The following is an 18067-nucleotide window of genomic DNA, read 5'->3' as shown; positions in this document are numbered from 1 at the left end:
CTTCAGGCACCACGTCGCCCAGCGAGTGTACATTTCCATCCAGCGCGGTTCGCGATGCGCCTTTTTCGGCAGACGCAGAATGTAGGCCGCCATCATCGGTGTCAGCATGCGCGCGACGACCAGCGAGAAGAAGACGGCGATGGCGGCGGTCCAGCCGAACTGGACGAAGAATTTGCCCGGCACGCCGCCCATGAACGCGGTGGGCAGAAAGACGGCAATCAGCGTCGCGGTGGTGGCGATCACCGCCAAGCCGATTTCGTCGGCCGCTTCAATCGCGGCCTGCAGCGGCGTTTTACCCATGCGCAGGTGGCGCATGATGTTTTCGATTTCGACGATGGCGTCATCGACCAGAATCCCGACGACCAGCGACATCGAGAGCAGAGTCACGACATTGAGCGTGAAGCCCATGATCGACATCGCGGCGAAGGTGGGGATGATCGACAGCGGCAGCGCCGTGGCCGAGACGAAGGTCGCCCGCCAGTCGCGCAGGAAAAGCCAGACGACAATGACGGCCAGGACGGCGCCTTCGATCAGCAGCGCCATCGAACCTTCGAAATTTTCGATGACCGGATCGACGAAATTGAAGGCTTCGGTGATGGTGATGTCCGGGTGCTCCGTCTTCAGTTTCTCCAGCACTGCGCGCACGCCGCTGGCCACCTCGACTTCGCCTGCCCCGCGCGCGCGGACGATTTCGAATCCGACCACAGGTTTGCCGTTGAGCAGGGCGGTCGAACGTTGTTCGGCGACCGTGTCGCTGACCGTGGCCAACTCGTCGAGACGGACCCGGCGCCCGTCGGCCAGGGCGATTTCCATGGCGCCGATTTCCTCGGCGGAATTCACCGTTGCGATCGTCCGCAGTGTCTGCTCGGCGCCGCCGATATCGGCGCGCCCCCCGGAGGCATCCTGCTGCATCTGGCGCAACTGGCGCGAAACATCGGCCGCCGTGGCGTGCAGCGCGAGCAGGCGGGCCGGATCGAGTTCGATGCGAATCTCCCGGCTGACCCCGCCGACACGGGCGACGGCGCCGACGCCGCGCACACTGAGCATGGCCTTGGTTAGCGTGTTGTCCACCAGCCACGACAAGGCCTCGTCGTCCATGCGGGACGATGCGACGGTGTAGGTCAGGATCGGCGCACCGGCGAGATTGACGCGGGCAATCACCGGGTCCTTCAGTTCGCCGGGGAGATCGGCGCGGATTCGCGAAACGGCATCGCGAACGTCGTCGATGCCTTCCTGCGTCGGCTTCTCCAGACGGAATTCGACCGAGACAACGACCGTGCCTTCCTGGGCCCTGGTGTAGATGTGCTTGACGCCCTGCAGCGTGGCAACGGCGTTCTCGATCTTGCGCCCGACTTCGGTCTCCATCTGCGCCGGAGCCGCACCCGGCAGGCTCGCCGTGACGGTGACAGTGGGCAGGTCGATGTCCGGGAATTGCTGGATCTTCATTCCCCTGAAAGCCATCAGGCCGAGCAGGGTGAGCATCAGGAACAGCAACACCGCCGGAATGGGGTTGCGAATGGACCAGGTTGAAACGTTCATCGAGGCGTGACTGGGACGGGCTGAGCCGCAACGACGTGAACCGTATCGCCATCCGCCAGGAAGCCGGCACCGCTGGCGACAACTTCGGCCTGCGGGTCGAGTCCGCTGACTTCGATGCGATCTCCGATCCGGCGGCCGGTCTCGATCTTGAGCTGGCTAACCTTGTCGTTTTCGAGCAGGAAGACATAGGCAAAGCCTTCGCGCAAGACCACGGCCGATTGCGGCAAGGTCAGCGCCGGGTTCTGGCCGAGGCTGAATTCGCCGCGGATGAACATGCCGGCACTGAGCGCCTGCGCCGCATTCGCCGGCAGGTCGACATAGACCAGCGCGGTGCGGGTTTGCGGGTCGACGGTCGGTGCCACCGTACGCACCACGCCTTCGAGCACATCGCCGGTGGGGCTGCTCAAGGCCGCTGCCTGTCCGGGCTTGAGGCGTGCGATTTCAGCTTCGGTGACTTCCGCGCGCCATTCGAGCCGGCCGCCGCGAATCAGCCGGAACAGTTCCTGGCCGGGCTGGGTCAGCGTCCCCACGGTGGCGGAGCGTGCCGAGATGATTCCGTCGTCAGGGGACAGTACTGCGGCTTTGGAACGCCGCAACTGCGCGGTTTGCAGTCGCGCCCTGGCGGCATTGAGGCGCGCCAGTGCGGTATCGGCAACTGTCTGCGTCTGTATGCCCTGTTGCGGGCTGTAGAAACCCTTGTCGCGGAGCTGCTTGGCGCGCGCGTTGTTGGCGCGGGCTTCGGCCAGCGTGGCCTCGGCCTCGGCGACGGCGGCCCGACTTTCGGACAGTTCGTTTTCGACCGTATCGGCGGCGATGCGCGCCAGAACCTGGCCTTTCTTGACGACATCGCCAACGTTGGCATTGACCTCGGTAATCCGGTAATTGCTCAGTTCCGGGCCGATCACGGCCTCCTGCCAGGCGGCGATGTTGCCGTTGGCACGCAGGGTTTCCGGCCAATCGAGCCGCTGCGGTACGGTGGTGCTGACGGTCAGCGCCGCCTTGACGGGTTGCGTCGACGCATCCGCCTCACCTGGGGCTTTGCCGCAAGCAGCGAGCAAGACACCAAGCAGGACTGCAAGGCATACCCTGGCCTGGACGAGCCTCAGGCCGGCGTTGTTCTCGGTATGGATGGGCTTCATGATTCGTGCCGGACGCTCGGTCCGCGGTGGCTTTCCATGGTGCGTTTGTGGTTGTCCGATTGTCGTTCGCCGTGTCCCGGCTCGGCCCCTGGAGCGAAATTCCGCCGCTTTCCGGTGCGTAGCCGCAATCGGCTGCTTGGACTGCCGCGCGGGCGTTTTGTTCGACCAGCAGGATTGTAACTCCAGTTGACTTACTTTCAGCTTTGCCTTGCCAGGCATTTCGTTTCCGCTTTCGTTTCCGCTCTGGACTGGGCTAAACTTCGCTTCCTTCAGGATTGCCGCATCACTTTTGCGAACCCCCATGGCACGTACCAGCACTAGCAAAAAAACCTCGTTAATCGAATTCAAGGGCACCACGCTGCCCGTTGTCAGCGTCACGCTGCATTCATTGCAGTCAGGAGCGTTGGCCGGGGCGGCCACCGAGCTGTTCGGCGAGGAAGCGTTCTTTGATCGTGACGCCGCCATCCTTGAACTTGACCGGATCGACGCTGGCGAGGTTTCGGAGGCTGTTGATTGGGCGGCTCTATGCAGTACCTTTAGCCAGCACGGCCTGCGTGTCATCGGTGTTCGTGGCGGCAGCGATGCGCTACACGAAAGTGCTGCTGCCGCCGGCTTGCCGAGTTTTACGGCTTTCAAGCGATCTTCACGCCGCATTGAGAAATCTGCTCCAGCGGCAGCCGTTCAGGACGAACCGGTTCAGGAGGCCGCTGTTGTTGCTGAAGCATTCAGTGAACCTCCGGTCGTCCAGCCGGCCTCTTCCCCGACTTTGGTCATCGACCGCCCATTGCGTTCGGGGCAGCAGATCTACGCACGGGGCGGCGACCTGGTGGTATTGGCCGCCGTCAATGCCGGTGCGGAAGTCATTGCCGACGGCAGTATTCACATTTACGCCCCATTGCGTGGCCGGGCGCTGGCGGGAGCCAGCGGTGCCAGGGATGCACGCATCTTCACCACCCGCTTCGAAGCGGAACTGGTTTCAATCGCCGGCATTTACCGTACTTTCGAGGCCGGAATCCCGGATCAACTGGCCAGCCAGTCGGCGCAGATTAAGCTTATCGAAACCCAAGGCGGAACGGATAGCCGCTTGTCGATCGAGGCGCTGAAGACAAATTGATCGCCCCACGTGGTCGCCCCGCTGGCTGCGGCGCGGCAAGCAATCCGATCCACAGGTAAAATCTACCCCTTTTTTTATGGAGAAACATCCTTGACTCGTATCGTTGTCGTAACCTCCGGCAAGGGTGGTGTGGGCAAAACCACCACCAGCGCCAGTTTTGCTTCCGGCCTCGCCCTGCGTGGCTTTAAAACCGCGGTCATCGACTTTGACGTCGGCCTGCGTAACCTCGACTTGATCATGGGCTGCGAACGTCGCGTCGTTTATGACCTGGTCAACGTCCTCAAAGAGGAAGCCACGCTCACGCAGGCGCTGATCAAGGACAAGCACTGCAGCAATGACAACCTCTTCGTACTGCCCGCTTCGCAAACGCGCGACAAGGATGCGCTGACTGAAGAAGGTGTCGAAAAAGTGCTCAAGGAACTTGAACACATGGGGTTTGACTATGTCGTCTGCGATTCGCCGGCCGGCATCGAGCGTGGCGCCGTCATGGCATTGACTTTCGCCGACGAAGCCATCGTTGTCACCAATCCGGAAGTGTCGTCAGTGCGTGACTCCGACCGCATACTCGGCATCATCCAGGCCAAATCGCGCCGCGCCATCTCGGGCGACGAGCCGGTCAAGGAGCACCTGCTCATCACGCGCTACTCGCCGAAGCGCGTCGAGGACGGCGAAATGCTTTCCTATAAGGATGTGCAAGAGATCCTTCGGGTGCCAATCATCGGTGTCATTCCCGAGTCCGAGGTCATTCTGCAGTCGTCCAATCAGGGCTCTCCAGCCGTCCATGTCTCTGGCAGCGACGTCTCCGAGGCCTACCTCGATGTCGTCAGCCGATTTCTTGGTGAAACCCCGCCACTACGCTTTGTCGATTACACAAAACCGGGTCTGTTCAAGCGAATGTTCGGGGGGAAATAAGGATGTCCCTGTTCTCTCTCATCTTCGGCAGCAAGCCGAAAACAGCCACTATTGCCAAGGAACGCCTGCAGCTGATCATTGCGCACGAGCGCAGTGGCCAGAACACCAAGCCCGATTTCCTGCCGGCTCTGCAGCAGGAATTGATCGCCGTCATTTCCAAATATGTCCTGGTCAATCCGGACGACATCAAGGTGTCGCTGGAAAAACAGGGCAACTACGAAGTGCTGGAAGTGAATATCGTGCTGCCGGAGCCTGTTAGCGCGCGCTGAACGTATCGAAGTAATCGGCTAGTACCGATTCAGGGTAGACTCGCCTTTTTTGCCCAAGTCTCCCGATGCGCATTTTCCGTCTCGCCAAAATCGTCGGTATCGTCAGCCGTTACGGCATCGACGAGATGATTTTCGAACACGAGCCGAGTGGAACACTGGCCGCATTGTCGCGCATTGTGAACTTCTGGCGACGCAACACCTTGCCGCGTGCCGTGCGGCTCAGGCTGGCACTGGAGTCGCTGGGCCCGATCTTCGTCAAGTTCGGACAGGTCATGTCGACGCGCCGCGACCTGCTGCCGCTGGACATCGCCGACGAGCTGGCAAAACTGCAGGATCGTGTGCCGCCCTTCTCACCGGGGTTGGCGCTGGCGCAAATCGAGGAAGCTTACGGCCGGCCAGCGAGCGAAGTCTTCGCCGAATTCAATGCCACCCCGGTGGCCAGCGCTTCGGTCGCCCAAGTGCATTTCGCCCGCCTGCACCCGGAGGATGGCGGGCACGAAGTAGCGGTCAAGATCCTGCGCCCGAACATGCGCGGCATCATCGCTCACGATCTGGCATTACTCGACACGCTGGCCGGTCTGCTGGAGAAGGTCTGGTCCGACGGCAAGCGGCTGAAGCCGCGCGAGGTCGTTGCCGAGTTCGCCAAGTATCTCTACGACGAACTCGATCTCATGCGCGAGGCGGCCAACTGTTCACAACTTCGGCGCAATTTCCTGGGTTCGAAATTGCTGCTGGTGCCAAGCGTGTATTGGGATCACTGCACGACGACAGTGATGGTCATGGAACGCATGCACGGCATTCCGATCAGCCAGACCACAGCGCTGACCGCCGCCGGGATCGATCTGCCGACACTGTCGCGCGCCGGGGTCGAGATCTTCTTCACGCAGGTTTTCCGCGACGGCTTCTTCCATGCCGACATGCACCCCGGCAATATTTTTGTTGCCAGTGACGAAGTGCATCACGGCAAGTACGTCGCACTCGATTTCGGCATCGTCGGTACGCTGACCGACGTCGACAAGAACTATCTCGCGCAGAACTTTCTCGCCTTCTTCCAGCGCGACTACAAGCGTGTGGCGATGGCGCACATCGAGGCCGGCTGGGCCCCGGCCGACACCCGCGTCGATGAATTCGAATCGGCCATCCGCGCGGTTTGCGAACCGATCTTCGACCGGCCCCTGCACGAAATTTCCTTTGGCCGCGTCTTGCTGCGACTCTTCCAGACCTCGCGCCGCTTCAATGTCGATATCCAGCCGCAACTCGTGATGCTGCAGAAGACACTGCTCAACATCGAAGGACTGGGGCGTCAGCTTGACCCCAATCTCGATCTATGGACGACGGCCAAGCCCTTCCTCGAACGCTGGATGAAAGAGCAGATCGGCTGGCGCGCGCTGGTGCGCGGGATCAATCAGGAAGCGCCGAACTGGGCGCGTACCTTGCCGCAATTGCCGCGCCTGGTGCATCAGGCACTGAGCCGGGAGAAAGCTTCCGATCTGGCGCCGTTGCTGGCGGAGCTTGCTGCGGCTCAACGGCAACAGAACCGTATGCTGGGCTTGATTGCGGTCCTGCTGGCCACTTTGCTGGTCGCCAATTACCTCTAACGGGCATGACTTTGGACGGCGTTCGATGTCTCTGAAGCCCCCGTTCTGTGCTCTAAATTGCGGGCAGCAATCAGAATGTACATTTATAATCACATCCTTCTGTACATATCGAGATGGCCATGAAACAAGCGACATTCACTGAAGTGCGCAACCATGCCAAGCAGTATTTCGACCTCGTCGCATCGGGCGAATCCGTTCGGGTGCTGCGTAACGGCAAGCCAATCGCTGACATTGTCCCGGTCGTGGCAGAGCTTCCTTCGTGGAAGGGGCGCAAGGTGCAACCCCTGGTGCTGGATGGAGTTGCCATCAGTCGCATGATTCTCGAAGAGCGCGAAGCTGGTTTGTGATGCGCGTTTTCTTTGATACCTCAGCATTCGCCAAACGCTATGTCAGTGAAGCAGGAACCGCCGCAGTGCTTGAGTGGTGCGACCGGGCAACAGAGATCGGTTTGTCCGGCATTGCGCTGCCCGAGATTATTTCAGCGTTTTGCCGACTGCGCCGTGAGGGCAAAATCACCGACACGCAATATCGGCAGCTGAAGTCATTGTTGCTGACAGACATTGAGGATGCCGCCGTATGCGACCTGACCCCAGCGGTGTTGGGCGAGGCGGTGTCGTGTCTCGAAAGCAACGTATTGCGCGGCATGGACGCCATACACGTAGGTAGCGCCGTGGCTCTTAAGGCCGATGTTTTCGTGTCCGCCGATGCGCGACAGTGCGCAGCCGCTGCCCGTGTCGGGCTGCGGGTCGAGGTGGTGTAGATGCCTGCCAATTCTGATCGTTATCCCTCCAGAATGGCAGGGATAGCACGACAGTTTCCGGGGGCAGCGAAGCAGAATTTGGATCGAGCCAGACCCATTTCTCCCTGCTTGGATCGCTCTGTCCGTATGATTGGCAATGATCTGGGCGCTTTTGCGTCTGAATACCTGTTTGAGCGCACCACATGTCCACTCTCTTCAAGTTGATAGTTCTATATGGAACATCGCTAGACATCGATGTCGCACTATTTCAACAGGCTTTGCCGAAGGATATGCATGTCGCCACCCAAGAGGACGGCACATATATAACCGTAGCCTCTGTTAATGAAGAAGATGGTACGGCTCAGTATCGTGTCGACCGCGAGTTGGATCGGCTCTACTTCTTGACCAATTGTCGCATCCGCGCCGAGATGTGCAGAAGGACTGTAACTGCCTCATTCACCGCTCGTTACAGCATTTGCTACGCACTGCCTAAAACCATAGAGCCGCTAGCTTGGTCGTATGAGCTAGCACTACAGCTGCGTCTCTGGGCAATTGCAGTCCCCCGTGACGATCCATTTGTTAAGATTCTTCTGCTTTTTCAAATAATCGAACTGTCCTACCCTTCCAAGAATGATTACCCGCTTTACGTCGACCACACAACACCACCGCATCCTCGAACTGAATGTAAGTTGCTGCGGCATCTCGTCGCACATTCAGGAGATGTTGGCAGTACTGATCTAAAGAACTACTGTAGTTACCTTGCCCTTCCAGCACTAATGCTCGACCGAACGGATCCTCACTACGTAGCCGTGCTCACGAACAAAGCTTCGTTTGTCGAACTTGAAGCTAGAAAGGTACTGGCAAGTGCGCTCTAACCTGGCATCGTCGGGGGGCGCTTCGCGATAAGGCCGCTCGCCCTCTCACTTCTACGTTCTAAGGTCAGCTTTTCAAAAGGCTGTAGGACCGTTCAGAGTCCGCTCCAGGCAGTCAGACTCAAAATCGTGACGGCTGTTGACAGCCAGCAGCCACGCTGGCTTTCCCGTACAACTCTACGTAGCCTGGCTACGCCATGAAATTTCCTAAATGTCCTCATTACCCAATCCTCCCCAGCGCGAAGCCATTCGCTATCTTGACGGTCCACTGCTGGTGCTGGCTGGCGCCGGTTCCGGCAAGACACGCGTCATTACACAAAAAATCGCCTATCTGATCGAGGAATGCGGTTTCAGCCCGTCCAACATCGCCGCGATCACCTTCACCAACAAGGCGGCCAAGGAGATGCAGGAACGGGTGGGTCAACTGCTCAAAGCCAAGCCGTCGGGACTGACGGTATCCACCTTCCATTCGCTCGGCGTGCGCATTCTGCGCGAGGACGCCAAAGAACTGGGCTACAAACCGCGCTTCTCGATTTTCGACGCCAACGACTGTTTCGCCATTGTTTCGGACCTGGCAGGCAGTACGGACAAGGCGACCATCCGCCGCCTGCAGTCGGTGATATCCGGCTGGAAGAACGCGCTGATCTCCCCAATTGATGCACTCAATGGAGTGCGGAATGAAACCGAAATGCTTGCCGCGCGCGCTTACGCCAGTTACTCGGCTAGGCTGAAGGCGTATCAGGCGGTCGACTTCGACGATCTCATCGCGCTACCGGTTGCACTGTTCGAGGCGCATCCGGCGGTGCTCGGCAAGTGGCAAAACCGCTTGCGCTATCTGTTGGTCGATGAGTACCAGGACACCAACGCCTGCCAGTACGCGTTGCTCAAGCTACTGGCCGGGCCGCGTGCGGCGTTCACTGCGGTGGGCGATGACGATCAGGCGATCTACGGCTGGCGCGGTGCCGACATCGAAAACCTGCGCGGTTTGCCGCGCGATTACCCGAACCTCAAGCTGATCAAGCTCGAACAGAACTACCGTTCGACGGTGCGCATCCTGAAAGCCGCGAACGCGCTGATTGCGCACAACGAAAAGCTGTTCGACAAGAAGCTGTGGTCCGACATCGGTCACGGCGACCCGATCACCGTGACGGTGTGCAAGGACAATGAGAAAGAGGCCGAGTCGGTGGTGATGAAACTGCAGGCACATCGGTTCGAGCATCGCGGGACGTTTGCAGACTACGCTGTTCTGTATCGCGGCAACTTTCAGGCGCGTGCACTCGAACAGCATCTGCGCGACCAGCGTGTTCCGTATTTGCTCTCGGGAGGGCAATCGTTTTTCGACAAGTCAGAGATCAAGGACATCACCGCCTACCTTCGCCTGCTGGCCAACAACGACGATGACCCGGCCTTCATCCGCGCCGTGACGACGCCCCGGCGCGGGGTCGGCGGAACAACGCTGGAGGCGCTCGGCGCCTATGCCGGCCAACGTCACCTTTCGCTGTTTGCCGCAGCCTTCGAGGAAGGCTTCGCACATCGCGTGCAGGCGCGCCAGCTTGCTCCCCTGCTCGAGTTCTGCGAGTTCATCAACCGCCTGGAGTATCGCGCTACCAGGGAGCCGGTCGAGCCGGTGATGGACGATCTGCTGACGGCCATCGGGTACGAAGCCTGGCTGCACGACGAGGATGACAAACGGATCGCGTTGGCACGCTGGGAAAACGTCCTGGAACTTACGAAGTGGCTGGTCGCCAAAGGCGAGGAGGACGGCAAGAGCCTGATCGAGCTGACGCAGACGATTGCGCTGATCAATTTGCTGGACAAACAGGACGGTGGCGGCCGGCCCGATGCGGTTCAGTTGTCTACCCTACACGCGGCCAAGGGTTTGGAGTTCAAGCACGTTTTCCTGATCGGCGTCGAGGAGGGCATGCTGCCGCATCGTGAATCGCAGGATGCCGACAAGATCGAGGAAGAGCGCCGCCTGATGTACGTCGGCATCACCCGCGCCCAGCGCTCGCTGCACCTGAGCTACTGCGAGAAGCGCAAACAGGGGCGCGAACTCATACCATGCGAAGCCTCACGCTTCATCGCCGAGATGGGCAAGGACGATCTGCGTTTCTCGGGCGGAAAGACGGACAGTGCGCCCGACAAGGCCGGCGGTGCTGCGCGCCTGTCGGCCATGAAGGCCATGCTGGCCGGCAATCCGGGAGCGCCCCGCGAGAAGCTGGACTCCGCCGAAAAGCCTATCTGACACAAATCCGTTCAGCCTGACTCCAGCCGCGCGATGACGCTGTCACAAAGCGTTACGCGGCGTTACGCAATCATTGACAACCCTATGGCAACCGGTCGCGTTGATGTCTGCAAGGCCGCAACGAATCTTGAAAACGTGGCGGCCGATTGAAGAACCCAACCATCACCAGGAGATAAACATGCTTAAGAACATCATTGCACTTGCCATTGCCGCTGCTTTCGGAACCGCCGCCTACGCCCAGGCTCCGGCCGCAGCACCAGCCCCAGCCAAGCCGGTTGCGGCGACTGTAGCTCCTGCCGCAGCAGCCACAGCCCCTGCCGCAGCGGCTACCGCCAGCAAGCCGGAAATGAAAGTTGAAGAAAAGAAGGCTGAAGCCGCCCCGGTAGCCACGGCAGAAGAAAAGAAAGTCGAAGCCAAGACCAAAACCAAGACCGTCAAGGGCAAGGCAGCCGCCAAGCCCGAAGTGATGCCTGCAGAGAAAGCGGTCGAGGCCGGACACCCCGCCACACCTGCTACTGCAGCTCCGATGACCAAGTAAGCAGCGAATACCTTGAGCAGCAACCTGATCCGATACCCCCTCGGGTCAGGATAAAGGGGGAGGCCTTACAAAGGCCTCCCCCTCTTTTTACTCCGCGAAGTAGAAGCTGGATTCCGTAGCCGGACTCGCCTACTTGGCCTTGCCGACCAGGTAATTCACCGCGGCTTTCAGCTCCTCATCGCTAAGATCAGAGGCTCCGCCTCGTGGCGGCATCGCGCCTTTGCCATTGGTCGCGTTCTTGAGCAGGGTCGCTGTACCCGCCGCAATGCGCGGCGCCCAGGCTGCCTTGTCACCCGTTTTCGGTGCTCCTGCAGCTCCGCTGGCATGGCAAGCCGCGCAGGACGCGTTGTAGATCGTGGCGCCATCGCGCGGTTTGCCGTCGGATACTACGACTGCTTTTTTCATCTCGATTCGCGCCACCGGCAGGATACGCAACTCGACTTCGTCGCCACTGCCTGTAGCCGACGGTCCCTTGCCCAGCATTGACAGTGGCCAGATGATGATCATCAGGACGATTGCCACGACGACCGTGATCGTCAGGATCATCGAAGAAGAATGTTGTTTGTTTGCCATGTGAAACCCCGGTTAGCTGCAGTTGATGACTGAAACGTCAGCCCGCAGTTTACCCGATCCGATTCAATCCGTCGTTCGGGAGGCGTCTATCCGGCAATAACGGGCGTCGTGAAAGAGCAACGGGGACTCGGCTTTGCCGCGGGCAAATCGCTCGACAAGTCCGACGAAGATGAGATGATCGCCACCCGGATACTGCGTCTGGTTGGCGCATTCGAACCAGGCGCAGCAACCTTCGATCAGCGGCGCGCCGCCCAGCCCCGCGCGTTGCGGCAGGTCGACGAAGTGATCGACGCGGCGCTCCGCAAAACGGTCCGAGAGATTCTGCTGGTCAACCGAAAGAACATTGACCGAATAATGGCTGGCCCGCTGGAACGCGTTCAGCATGGGCGAACCCAGGGACAGGCTCCAGAGAATGAGCGGCGGGTCCAGCGATACCGAATTGAATGAATTGATCGTCAGTCCAATCGGCTCGCCATCCGGCGCCAGTGCGGTAACGACGGTCACACCCGTGGCAAAGCAGCCGAGCGTGCTGCGGAAGTCGCGACAGCAAAAGCCCAGGGCGGCCAGCGAACGTCCGGTATCGCAAGTCGCACAGGGGAGATCAATTCCTGACGTCAGCAAATCAGGGCAGTTTTCGGTGGAGGTTGACAGCGTCATCAGGGAATCAGGAAGGGGTCAGAATGGGCGGGGTGGGCATGCTAAGATCTGCGGCGATCAGAGAGGTTCAGGAGTTCGTTATGTCAATGCAATGCCTCGATTGCCTCCGGAATGTCAGTCTGGCGCAGGAAGACGAGATGTACGACGTCCCGATTATCGCCCCGCCTGGGGCGGCTGTCGAGGAACTTGAGCAGAGACTTGAGCAAACAGGCGGCGCTTTTCCAGTGTGCCCATGAGGGAAAACCGATCCGCAAGGGTTTTTTCCACCCGGCTGATCGACTGGCAACGCCATCATGGCCGCCACGATCTGCCTTGGCAGAATACGCGCGACGCATACCGCATCTGGCTCTCCGAAATCATGCTGCAGCAAACCCAGGTCGGCACGGTGATTCCGTATTACGCGCGCTTTGTTGAGTGCTTCCCGACGATCGAGGCTTTGGCCCTGGCGCCGCTTGCCACAGTGCTCGAACTATGGGCCGGGCTGGGTTATTACGCCAGGGCACGCAATCTGCATCGCTGCGCGCAAGCCATCGTTGCCGACTACCGGGCCGAGTTTCCGCGCGACCTGCAGTCACTCTGCGAGTTGCCGGGAATTGGGCGTTCGACGGCGGCGGCAATCAGCGTCTTTGCCTTCGGCCATCGCGCACCGATCCTTGATGGCAATGTCAAGCGGGTACTGGCGCGCTGCTTTGGCATCGATGGATTTCCCGGGTCGGCAGCAACGGAAAACGTGCTGTGGTCACTGGCCGAAACCCTGCTTCCAGCAAAGCATATCGAAGCCTACACCCAGGGTCTGATGGACCTCGGCTCAACGGTGTGCACACGCCGCAAGCCGTCGTGCGAAGCCTGCCCGTTGCATGCGATGTGCATTGCCCGGCTCGATGGCCGGCAAGCCGAATTGCCGGTCGCCAGACCTGTGAAAGTGCTACCCGAACGCGATACGACCTTATTGCTGCTTACCGACGGTAATCGTTTCTTACTGGAACGCAGGCCGCCGGTCGGGATCTGGGGCGGCCTGCTATCCCTGCCCGAGGGAACTGGGGCAGGAGCCAGCGAATTTGCGCGGCGCCACGGCTGTCGTCTGCTCGAAGCGCAGGTGTTGCCATCGCTCAAGCATACATTCAGCCATCTCCGCCTGAATATCCTGCCCTTGCTATGCACCGTTAAAGCGACGCCTCATCTTGTTGCTGAAGCGGGGTGGCAATGGTTGGAGCACGGCGAGGTCGACACCGCGGCGCTGCCGACGCCGATCATGCGCCTGCTCAAGACGATACGAAAAAGCATTCCGCCGACCCGCGATTGAGCAGCAGCCGGCGATCGAAAACCCGATTCCCTACCCGCCGCTCTTTTCGCCGGCAGTGCGAACGCCGCCGATCGGGACGACTTCTATTCCGAACTTTCGAGCCACCTTGTGATAGAGCTCGCGCGCTGAAATGACCTTGGCGTTTCGCGGATCCTTCGACTGGGCCATTTGCAGGTAGCGTACGCCGCGATCTCCCATCTCCTCGTCCCAGCCCTTTCGGTCAAGCAGGGTGAAGATCGCCTTGGTGGCGTTGACCAGGAACTGCATATTGGGAACACGCTCGGCTGCTTCGATCAGCATCTGCACTGAGGTTTCGATATCTCCGCTGCGCGCGGCCAGAACGCCTCGATTGTTGAGTTCGACGATCTCCTTGCCGACCTGGGCGAGCATCGACTGGCCTGCTTCTTCGTGGCCTGTCTTGGAGAAGACGCCCTGAATCTGGGCGATCATGCTGCGGTCTTCGTGGTTTTCGGCAGCGACCTTGCTCAGGATCTCCTGCGCCATCTTTTCATCGCCAGAAGCCAGGCAGGCGTGGGCCAGATCGACGGCGATCTTCTGCGAGAACTCGTTCTGGTCGGAATCGCCAAGCGAACTGCGTAGTTCAAGCGCCTTTTCGAGCGCCTGTTTGGCCTTGGCCGGCTCGCCTTCCTGTTCGCAGCACAGACTGTCCATGATCAACGCGGCAAGCTCGCCCTGCTTGTTGCCACGCCAGTCGCGACGGAGATCCTGGGTAACTTTCTTGGCGCCCTCGGTGTGTCCCTTGTCGAGCATGACGCGCGTCAGATTGGTGTAGTCGTCGAGGACCTTGAGCGACGAGCCTTGATGGCGTTCGAGTACCTTGCCGTAAGCGCGTTCGGCGGCATCGAGATCATCGTTGCGGACGGCCACGTCGCCGACCATGCGTTGACGCACCGAATTGTTGGGCGATATCACCGTGGCCTTCTGCAGTACTTGCTGGGCTTCGGCGAGCTTTCCCATCTCTTCGCGAACGCTGGCGACGAAATCATACGCCGCCAGATACTCGGGAAAGTCGTCGATCACCGACGCACCCATTTCCTCGGCCTCGGCCAGCTCGTCCATACCGCGCAACGCAATGGCCAGACCCATGCGCGCCCATGGCACCATGGCATGGTCAAGCACCTGCTGATAGACCGCCTTGGCTTCCTCGTGCCGACCGAGTACGTTCAGAATCTCGCCCTTGAAACGCAGGATGTCATAAAGATACGCGTCCTCCTTGCCGATCAGGCTGTCGCAAGCCGCCAGCGCTTCGGCATAAGCGCCATTGTCCAGATGCCCGAATACCTTTTCGAAGAAGTGCTTCTTGTAGATGGTCTTGATCAGACGACTGTGGAACTGATCGGCGGTAAAAGGTTTGATCAGGTAATCGTCCGGCGCGAGTTCGGCAACGGATACCACGTTCTGATAGGCGCGTTCGGCCGTAACGACCATGTATACGGTCGATAGCGAAATCAGATTCTTGTGACGCAACTCCTCGAGCAGCTGCTGGCCGTCGCGGCCGTCATCGAGGTGGTAGTCGGAGAGAATGATGTCAAACGTATACGCTTTGACTTGCCGCAATACTTCCGCCGAAGTTCCTGCGTTATGGACGGCGGTGATCCCGAGGCTCGACAGAATGATGCGCATGGAATTGCGCGCGCTGGCGTGCCGATCGACCAGCAACACCCGCATGCGTGCCAGTTCCTTCCCCAGCCTGTGCTGAATATCGGCAATGTCGTTGAGATCGGATGTACCCATGAAAGCACCTTACGCGACTGTGCTTCGGCGGGCAAGCGGAACGTCATACCATACGCTGTTGCGCGATGGCGCGACTCGATAAAATGCGGCGAAGAAGCTCATGAATCGGCCGAAACCTGTTATTTTTCAGCGAATTGGCGTAGAATCCGCATCCCTTCGGCGTTCCCGGATTTCGCGGACTTCTCATGCAGTTTCCTGATCGTTTCGATGTGATCGTTATTGGCGGTGGACATGCCGGCACCGAGGCCGCGCTTGCCAGCGCGCGCATGGGCGCGAAGACGCTGCTGCTCACGCACAACCTGGACACGCTGGGCGCCATGAGCTGCAACCCTTCGATCGGCGGCATCGGCAAGGGGCATCTCGTCAAGGAGGTCGACGCGCTGGACGGTGCAATGGCCGCCGCAACCGACGAAGCGGGCATCCAGTTTCGCATCCTCAATTCGAGCAAGGGTCCAGCCGTGCGCGCGACCCGCGCGCAGGCCGATCGGGTACTGTACCGGCAGGCGATCCGCCGCCGACTGGAGAATCAACCGAATCTGACCCTGTTTGCCCAGGCCTGCGACGATCTGCTCGTCGAGGGCGATCGGGTGACCGGGGCGGTTACACAGCTCGGGGTGCGTTTTGCGGCACGCGCCGTCGTGCTGACCGCCGGCACCTTTCTCAACGGCCTGATTCACGTCGGCATGTCCAATACCACCGGCGGGCGCATGGGCGACATGCCATCGATTTCGCTGGCCGCGCGCTTGCGCGAATTGCAGCTCCCCGTTGGACGCCTGAAAACAGGCACGCCGCCGCGCCTTGATGGCAATACCATCGATTTCGCGCAGCTCGAGCAGCAGCACTCGGACAACCCCTTGCCGGTATTTTCGCTTCTCGGCAGGGCCAGCCAGCACCCGCAGCAGTTGCCCTGCTGGATCACCAATACCAACGAGCGGACGCACGACATCATTCGCGCCAATCTGGATCGCTCGCCGATGTATGCCGGCGTGATCGAAGGCGTCGGGCCGCGCTACTGTCCGTCGATCGAAGACAAGATCCACCGCTTTGCCGACAAGAACAGCCACAACGTCTTTCTTGAGCCGGAGGGGTTGACGACCAACGAAATCTACCCGAACGGGATTTCAACGAGTTTGCCCTTCGACGTTCAGCTGGAACTGGTGCGCTCGATGCGCGGCCTGGAAAATTGCCACATATTGCGCCCCGGCTACGCCATCGAATACGACTACTTTGATCCTTGCAGCCTGCACGCTTCGCTTGAAACCAAGGCCATAGGCGGCCTCTTTTTTGCCGGCCAGATCAATGGAACGACAGGCTATGAAGAAGCGGCGGCGCAGGGCCTGCTGGCCGGTGCCAATGCGGCCCTGCAGGTCAAAGGAAAGGAAGCCTGGACGCCGCGCCGCGACGAGGCCTATCTTGGCGTACTGGTCGACGACCTGATCACGCGAGGCGTGTCCGAACCCTATCGCATGTTTACCAGTCGCGCCGAGTACCGACTTTCCTTGCGTGAGGATAACGCCGACATGCGCCTGACCGAGCACGGACGACGGCTTGGTCTGGTCGGCGACGTGCGCTGGTCGGCCTTCTGCACGAAACGCGAGGCGGTTGCGCGCGAGCAGGAGCGTCTCCGGTCGACTTGGGTGCATCCGTCCAAAGTGTCGGCCGATGAAACAACCCGCGTACTGGGCAAGCCGATCGAACGGGAATACACGTTGTACGATCTGTTGCGGCGCCCGGACGTGAGCTATTCGACCTTGATGGGCCTCCAATGGAACGAGCCGTCGGATGCATCGCCCATCGATGCCGGATTGTCAGATGCATTGGTCATCGAACAGGTTGAAATCCAGGCCAAGTACCAGGGCTATGTCGACCGTCAGCTCGAAGAGGTTGCGCGAAATCTGTCCAATGAAGAAACACGTTTACCAGTGGATTTCGACTACAGCCGGATTGGCGGCCTGTCGAACGAGATCCGACAAAAGCTGATACGGCACAGGCCGGAGACAATTGGCCAGGCCTCGCGGATTCAGGGCGTGACACCGGCGGCGATCTCGATCTTGCTCGTTTCTCTCAGGCGCGGCGCCTTGGATGCGTCACGCAAGATTGCCTGAAGTGCGTGAGTCAACGCGTCAGGCGGTGCAACTCGGGCACGGCCTGGACGCGATGGGTATCGAGGTGCCCGGTGCGGTGCAGGCCAGCCTGCTGGCGTTTGCGGAACTGCTGTGCAAGTGGAATAGAACCTACAACCTGACGGCGCTGAACGACCCGGACAAGGTGCTCAGCCATCATCTGCTCGACTCGCTAGCCGTGCTGCCTTACGTTCCGCCGGGCAGGCTTCTGGATGTAGGTAGCGGCGGCGGCATGCCGGGAATTCCCCTGGCTATCGCCCGGCCGGATTTACACGTAACCTTGCTTGACAGCAATTCGAAGAAGACCGCTTTTCTGCAGCAGGCCATGATTGAACTGACCTTGCCCAATATTTCCGTTCACTGCGGACGAGTCGAACAGTATCATCCGTCGATCGGCTTTGCCGCGATCGTGTCGCGTGCCTTCTCCGAGCTGGCTGATTTTGTCGGTTTGACAAGGCATCTGCTGGGCGCGGGAGGACGGTGGCTGGCCATGAAGGGAGTCTGGCCGCACGATGAAATTGAGCGCCTGCCCGCCGATGTGCGGCTCGACGTCGTTCATCGCCTGCAGGTACCGGGAGTTGAGGGGGAGCGTCATCTGGTCGTCATGCGCAGTGCCGACGCTTACAGTTCAGGGGGGAGTTGAGTTGGCAAAGATACTGGCCGTGACCAACCAGAAAGGCGGCGTCGGCAA

General features: G+C 60.0%; 18 protein-coding genes. 13 read left to right on the top strand and 5 right to left on the bottom strand.

All coding sequences use genetic code 11. The features are described 5' to 3' along the window. Both PROAA_RS15110 and PROAA_RS15105 read right to left on the bottom strand, forming a co-directional pair. The coding region (locus tag PROAA_RS15110) for an efflux RND transporter permease subunit (protein ID WP_186412137.1) at positions 1-1539 on the bottom strand (1539 nt) is incomplete at its 3' end. Beyond that, entirely contained in the window at positions 1536-2678 is a 1143-nt protein-coding gene (locus PROAA_RS15105) for an efflux RND transporter periplasmic adaptor subunit (RefSeq protein WP_186412136.1), read from the bottom strand. The genes PROAA_RS15110 and PROAA_RS15105, both read right to left, overlap by 4 nt. 301 nt (positions 2679-2979) lie before the next feature. Between PROAA_RS15105 and minC the strand changes: the two genes are divergently transcribed. From minC to PROAA_RS15060, 9 genes are all read left to right on the top strand, one after another. Further along, positions 2980-3792 carry a septum site-determining protein MinC gene (minC, locus tag PROAA_RS15100; RefSeq protein WP_186412135.1) on the top strand — a complete coding sequence of 271 codons (813 nt, stop codon included), beginning with the start codon at positions 2980-2982 and terminating at the stop codon, positions 3790-3792. Between the two features lie 90 nt (positions 3793-3882). Then, the gene (minD, locus tag PROAA_RS15095) at positions 3883-4704 is read left to right on the top strand and encodes a septum site-determining protein MinD (protein WP_186412134.1); all 822 of its coding nucleotides are present in this window, start codon (positions 3883-3885) and stop codon (positions 4702-4704) included. A gap of 2 nt (positions 4705-4706) precedes the next feature. Further along, the gene (minE, locus tag PROAA_RS15090; RefSeq protein WP_186412133.1) at positions 4707-4973 is read left to right on the top strand and encodes a cell division topological specificity factor MinE; all 267 of its coding nucleotides are present in this window, start codon (positions 4707-4709) and stop codon (positions 4971-4973) included. A 65-nt stretch (positions 4974-5038) separates the two neighbouring features. After that, entirely contained in the window at positions 5039-6571 is a 1533-nt protein-coding gene (gene ubiB, locus PROAA_RS15085; RefSeq protein ID WP_186412132.1) for a ubiquinone biosynthesis regulatory protein kinase UbiB, read from the top strand. Between the two features lie 119 nt (positions 6572-6690). Next, on the top strand, positions 6691-6918 hold the full coding sequence (locus tag PROAA_RS15080) for a type II toxin-antitoxin system Phd/YefM family antitoxin (RefSeq protein WP_186412131.1): 228 nt from the start codon (positions 6691-6693) through the stop codon (positions 6916-6918). Further along, a complete protein-coding gene (locus PROAA_RS15075; protein ID WP_186412130.1) occupies positions 6918-7331 on the top strand; it encodes a type II toxin-antitoxin system VapC family toxin in 414 nt (137 codons plus the stop codon). The genes PROAA_RS15080 and PROAA_RS15075 overlap by 1 nt, the downstream gene beginning before the upstream one ends. A gap of 182 nt (positions 7332-7513) precedes the next feature. Beyond that, on the top strand, positions 7514-8185 hold the full coding sequence (locus PROAA_RS15070; protein ID WP_186412129.1) for a hypothetical protein: 672 nt from the start codon (positions 7514-7516) through the stop codon (positions 8183-8185). Positions 8186-8393: 208 nt separating this feature from the next. Continuing rightward, complete coding sequence (locus tag PROAA_RS15065; RefSeq protein WP_186412128.1) at positions 8394-10427, top strand: UvrD-helicase domain-containing protein; 2034 nt, start codon at positions 8394-8396, stop codon at positions 10425-10427. A gap of 178 nt (positions 10428-10605) precedes the next feature. Then, the gene (locus PROAA_RS15060; RefSeq protein WP_186412127.1) at positions 10606-10965 is read left to right on the top strand and encodes a hypothetical protein; all 360 of its coding nucleotides are present in this window, start codon (positions 10606-10608) and stop codon (positions 10963-10965) included. A gap of 129 nt (positions 10966-11094) precedes the next feature. Here the strand turns inward: PROAA_RS15060 and PROAA_RS15055 are convergent, their stop codons facing one another. Continuing rightward, positions 11095-11538, bottom strand: a complete 444-nt coding sequence (locus PROAA_RS15055; RefSeq protein ID WP_186412126.1) for a c-type cytochrome — start codon at positions 11536-11538, stop codon at positions 11095-11097. A 63-nt stretch (positions 11539-11601) separates the two neighbouring features. Further along, positions 11602-12195 carry a flavin reductase family protein gene (locus tag PROAA_RS15050; RefSeq protein WP_186412125.1) on the bottom strand — a complete coding sequence of 198 codons (594 nt, stop codon included), beginning with the start codon at positions 12193-12195 and terminating at the stop codon, positions 11602-11604. Positions 12196-12275: 80 nt separating this feature from the next. On the opposite strand from PROAA_RS15050, the gene PROAA_RS15045 reads away from it, so the two are divergent. After that, a complete protein-coding gene (locus PROAA_RS15045) occupies positions 12276-12431 on the top strand; it encodes a hypothetical protein (RefSeq protein WP_186412124.1) in 156 nt (51 codons plus the stop codon). Beyond that, entirely contained in the window at positions 12428-13498 is a 1071-nt protein-coding gene (gene mutY / locus PROAA_RS15040; RefSeq protein ID WP_186412123.1) for an A/G-specific adenine glycosylase, read from the top strand. Before PROAA_RS15045 ends, mutY begins: the two co-directional genes overlap by 4 nt. Positions 13499-13528: 30 nt before the next feature. On the opposite strand, the gene PROAA_RS15035 is transcribed toward mutY, so the two are convergent. Beyond that, positions 13529-15253, bottom strand: coding sequence for a response regulator (locus tag PROAA_RS15035; protein WP_186412122.1), 1725 nt, complete (start codon positions 15251-15253; stop codon positions 13529-13531). A gap of 185 nt (positions 15254-15438) precedes the next feature. Between PROAA_RS15035 and mnmG the strand changes: the two genes are divergently transcribed. Both mnmG and rsmG read left to right on the top strand, forming a co-directional pair. Then, positions 15439-17358, top strand: a complete 1920-nt coding sequence (gene mnmG, locus PROAA_RS15030; RefSeq protein WP_186412121.1) for a tRNA uridine-5-carboxymethylaminomethyl(34) synthesis enzyme MnmG — start codon at positions 15439-15441, stop codon at positions 17356-17358. Then, positions 17336-18019, top strand: a complete 684-nt coding sequence (gene rsmG / locus PROAA_RS15025; RefSeq protein ID WP_186412120.1) for a 16S rRNA (guanine(527)-N(7))-methyltransferase RsmG — start codon at positions 17336-17338, stop codon at positions 18017-18019. The genes mnmG and rsmG overlap by 23 nt, the downstream gene beginning before the upstream one ends. The last annotated feature ends 48 nt before the right edge of the window (positions 18020-18067 follow it).

The sequence above is a fragment of the Candidatus Propionivibrio aalborgensis genome (assembly GCF_900089945.1).
In the GTDB taxonomy this organism is placed as follows: Bacteria; Pseudomonadota; Gammaproteobacteria; order Burkholderiales; family Rhodocyclaceae; genus Propionivibrio; species Propionivibrio aalborgensis.
This window is presented reverse-complemented; position numbering and strand designations above follow the sequence as displayed.

What these genes read in the sequence shown, in the direction of transcription:
- PROAA_RS15050 (WP_186412125.1), bottom strand. Translation starts at nt 12,195, where the DNA reads ATGACGCTGTCAACCTCCACCGAAAACTGCCCTGATTTGCTGACGTCA.
- PROAA_RS15065 (WP_186412128.1), top strand. Translation starts at nt 8,394, where the DNA reads ATGTCCTCATTACCCAATCCTCCCCAGCGCGAAGCCATTCGCTATCTT.
- PROAA_RS15035 (WP_186412122.1), bottom strand. Translation starts at nt 15,253, where the DNA reads ATGGGTACATCCGATCTCAACGACATTGCCGATATTCAGCACAGGCTG.
- PROAA_RS15070 (WP_186412129.1), top strand. Translation starts at nt 7,514, where the DNA reads ATGTCCACTCTCTTCAAGTTGATAGTTCTATATGGAACATCGCTAGAC.
- mnmG (WP_186412121.1), top strand. Translation starts at nt 15,439, where the DNA reads ATGCAGTTTCCTGATCGTTTCGATGTGATCGTTATTGGCGGTGGACAT.
- PROAA_RS15055 (WP_186412126.1), bottom strand. Translation starts at nt 11,538, where the DNA reads ATGGCAAACAAACAACATTCTTCTTCGATGATCCTGACGATCACGGTC.
- PROAA_RS15105 (WP_186412136.1), bottom strand. Translation starts at nt 2,678, where the DNA reads ATGAAGCCCATCCATACCGAGAACAACGCCGGCCTGAGGCTCGTCCAG.
- mutY (WP_186412123.1), top strand. Translation starts at nt 12,428, where the DNA reads ATGAGGGAAAACCGATCCGCAAGGGTTTTTTCCACCCGGCTGATCGAC.
- ubiB (WP_186412132.1), top strand. Translation starts at nt 5,039, where the DNA reads ATGCGCATTTTCCGTCTCGCCAAAATCGTCGGTATCGTCAGCCGTTAC.
- rsmG (WP_186412120.1), top strand. Translation starts at nt 17,336, where the DNA reads ATGCGTCACGCAAGATTGCCTGAAGTGCGTGAGTCAACGCGTCAGGCG.
- PROAA_RS15075 (WP_186412130.1), top strand. Translation starts at nt 6,918, where the DNA reads ATGCGCGTTTTCTTTGATACCTCAGCATTCGCCAAACGCTATGTCAGT.
- minE (WP_186412133.1), top strand. Translation starts at nt 4,707, where the DNA reads ATGTCCCTGTTCTCTCTCATCTTCGGCAGCAAGCCGAAAACAGCCACT.
- minC (WP_186412135.1), top strand. Translation starts at nt 2,980, where the DNA reads ATGGCACGTACCAGCACTAGCAAAAAAACCTCGTTAATCGAATTCAAG.
- PROAA_RS15080 (WP_186412131.1), top strand. Translation starts at nt 6,691, where the DNA reads ATGAAACAAGCGACATTCACTGAAGTGCGCAACCATGCCAAGCAGTAT.
- PROAA_RS15045 (WP_186412124.1), top strand. Translation starts at nt 12,276, where the DNA reads ATGTCAATGCAATGCCTCGATTGCCTCCGGAATGTCAGTCTGGCGCAG.
- PROAA_RS15060 (WP_186412127.1), top strand. Translation starts at nt 10,606, where the DNA reads ATGCTTAAGAACATCATTGCACTTGCCATTGCCGCTGCTTTCGGAACC.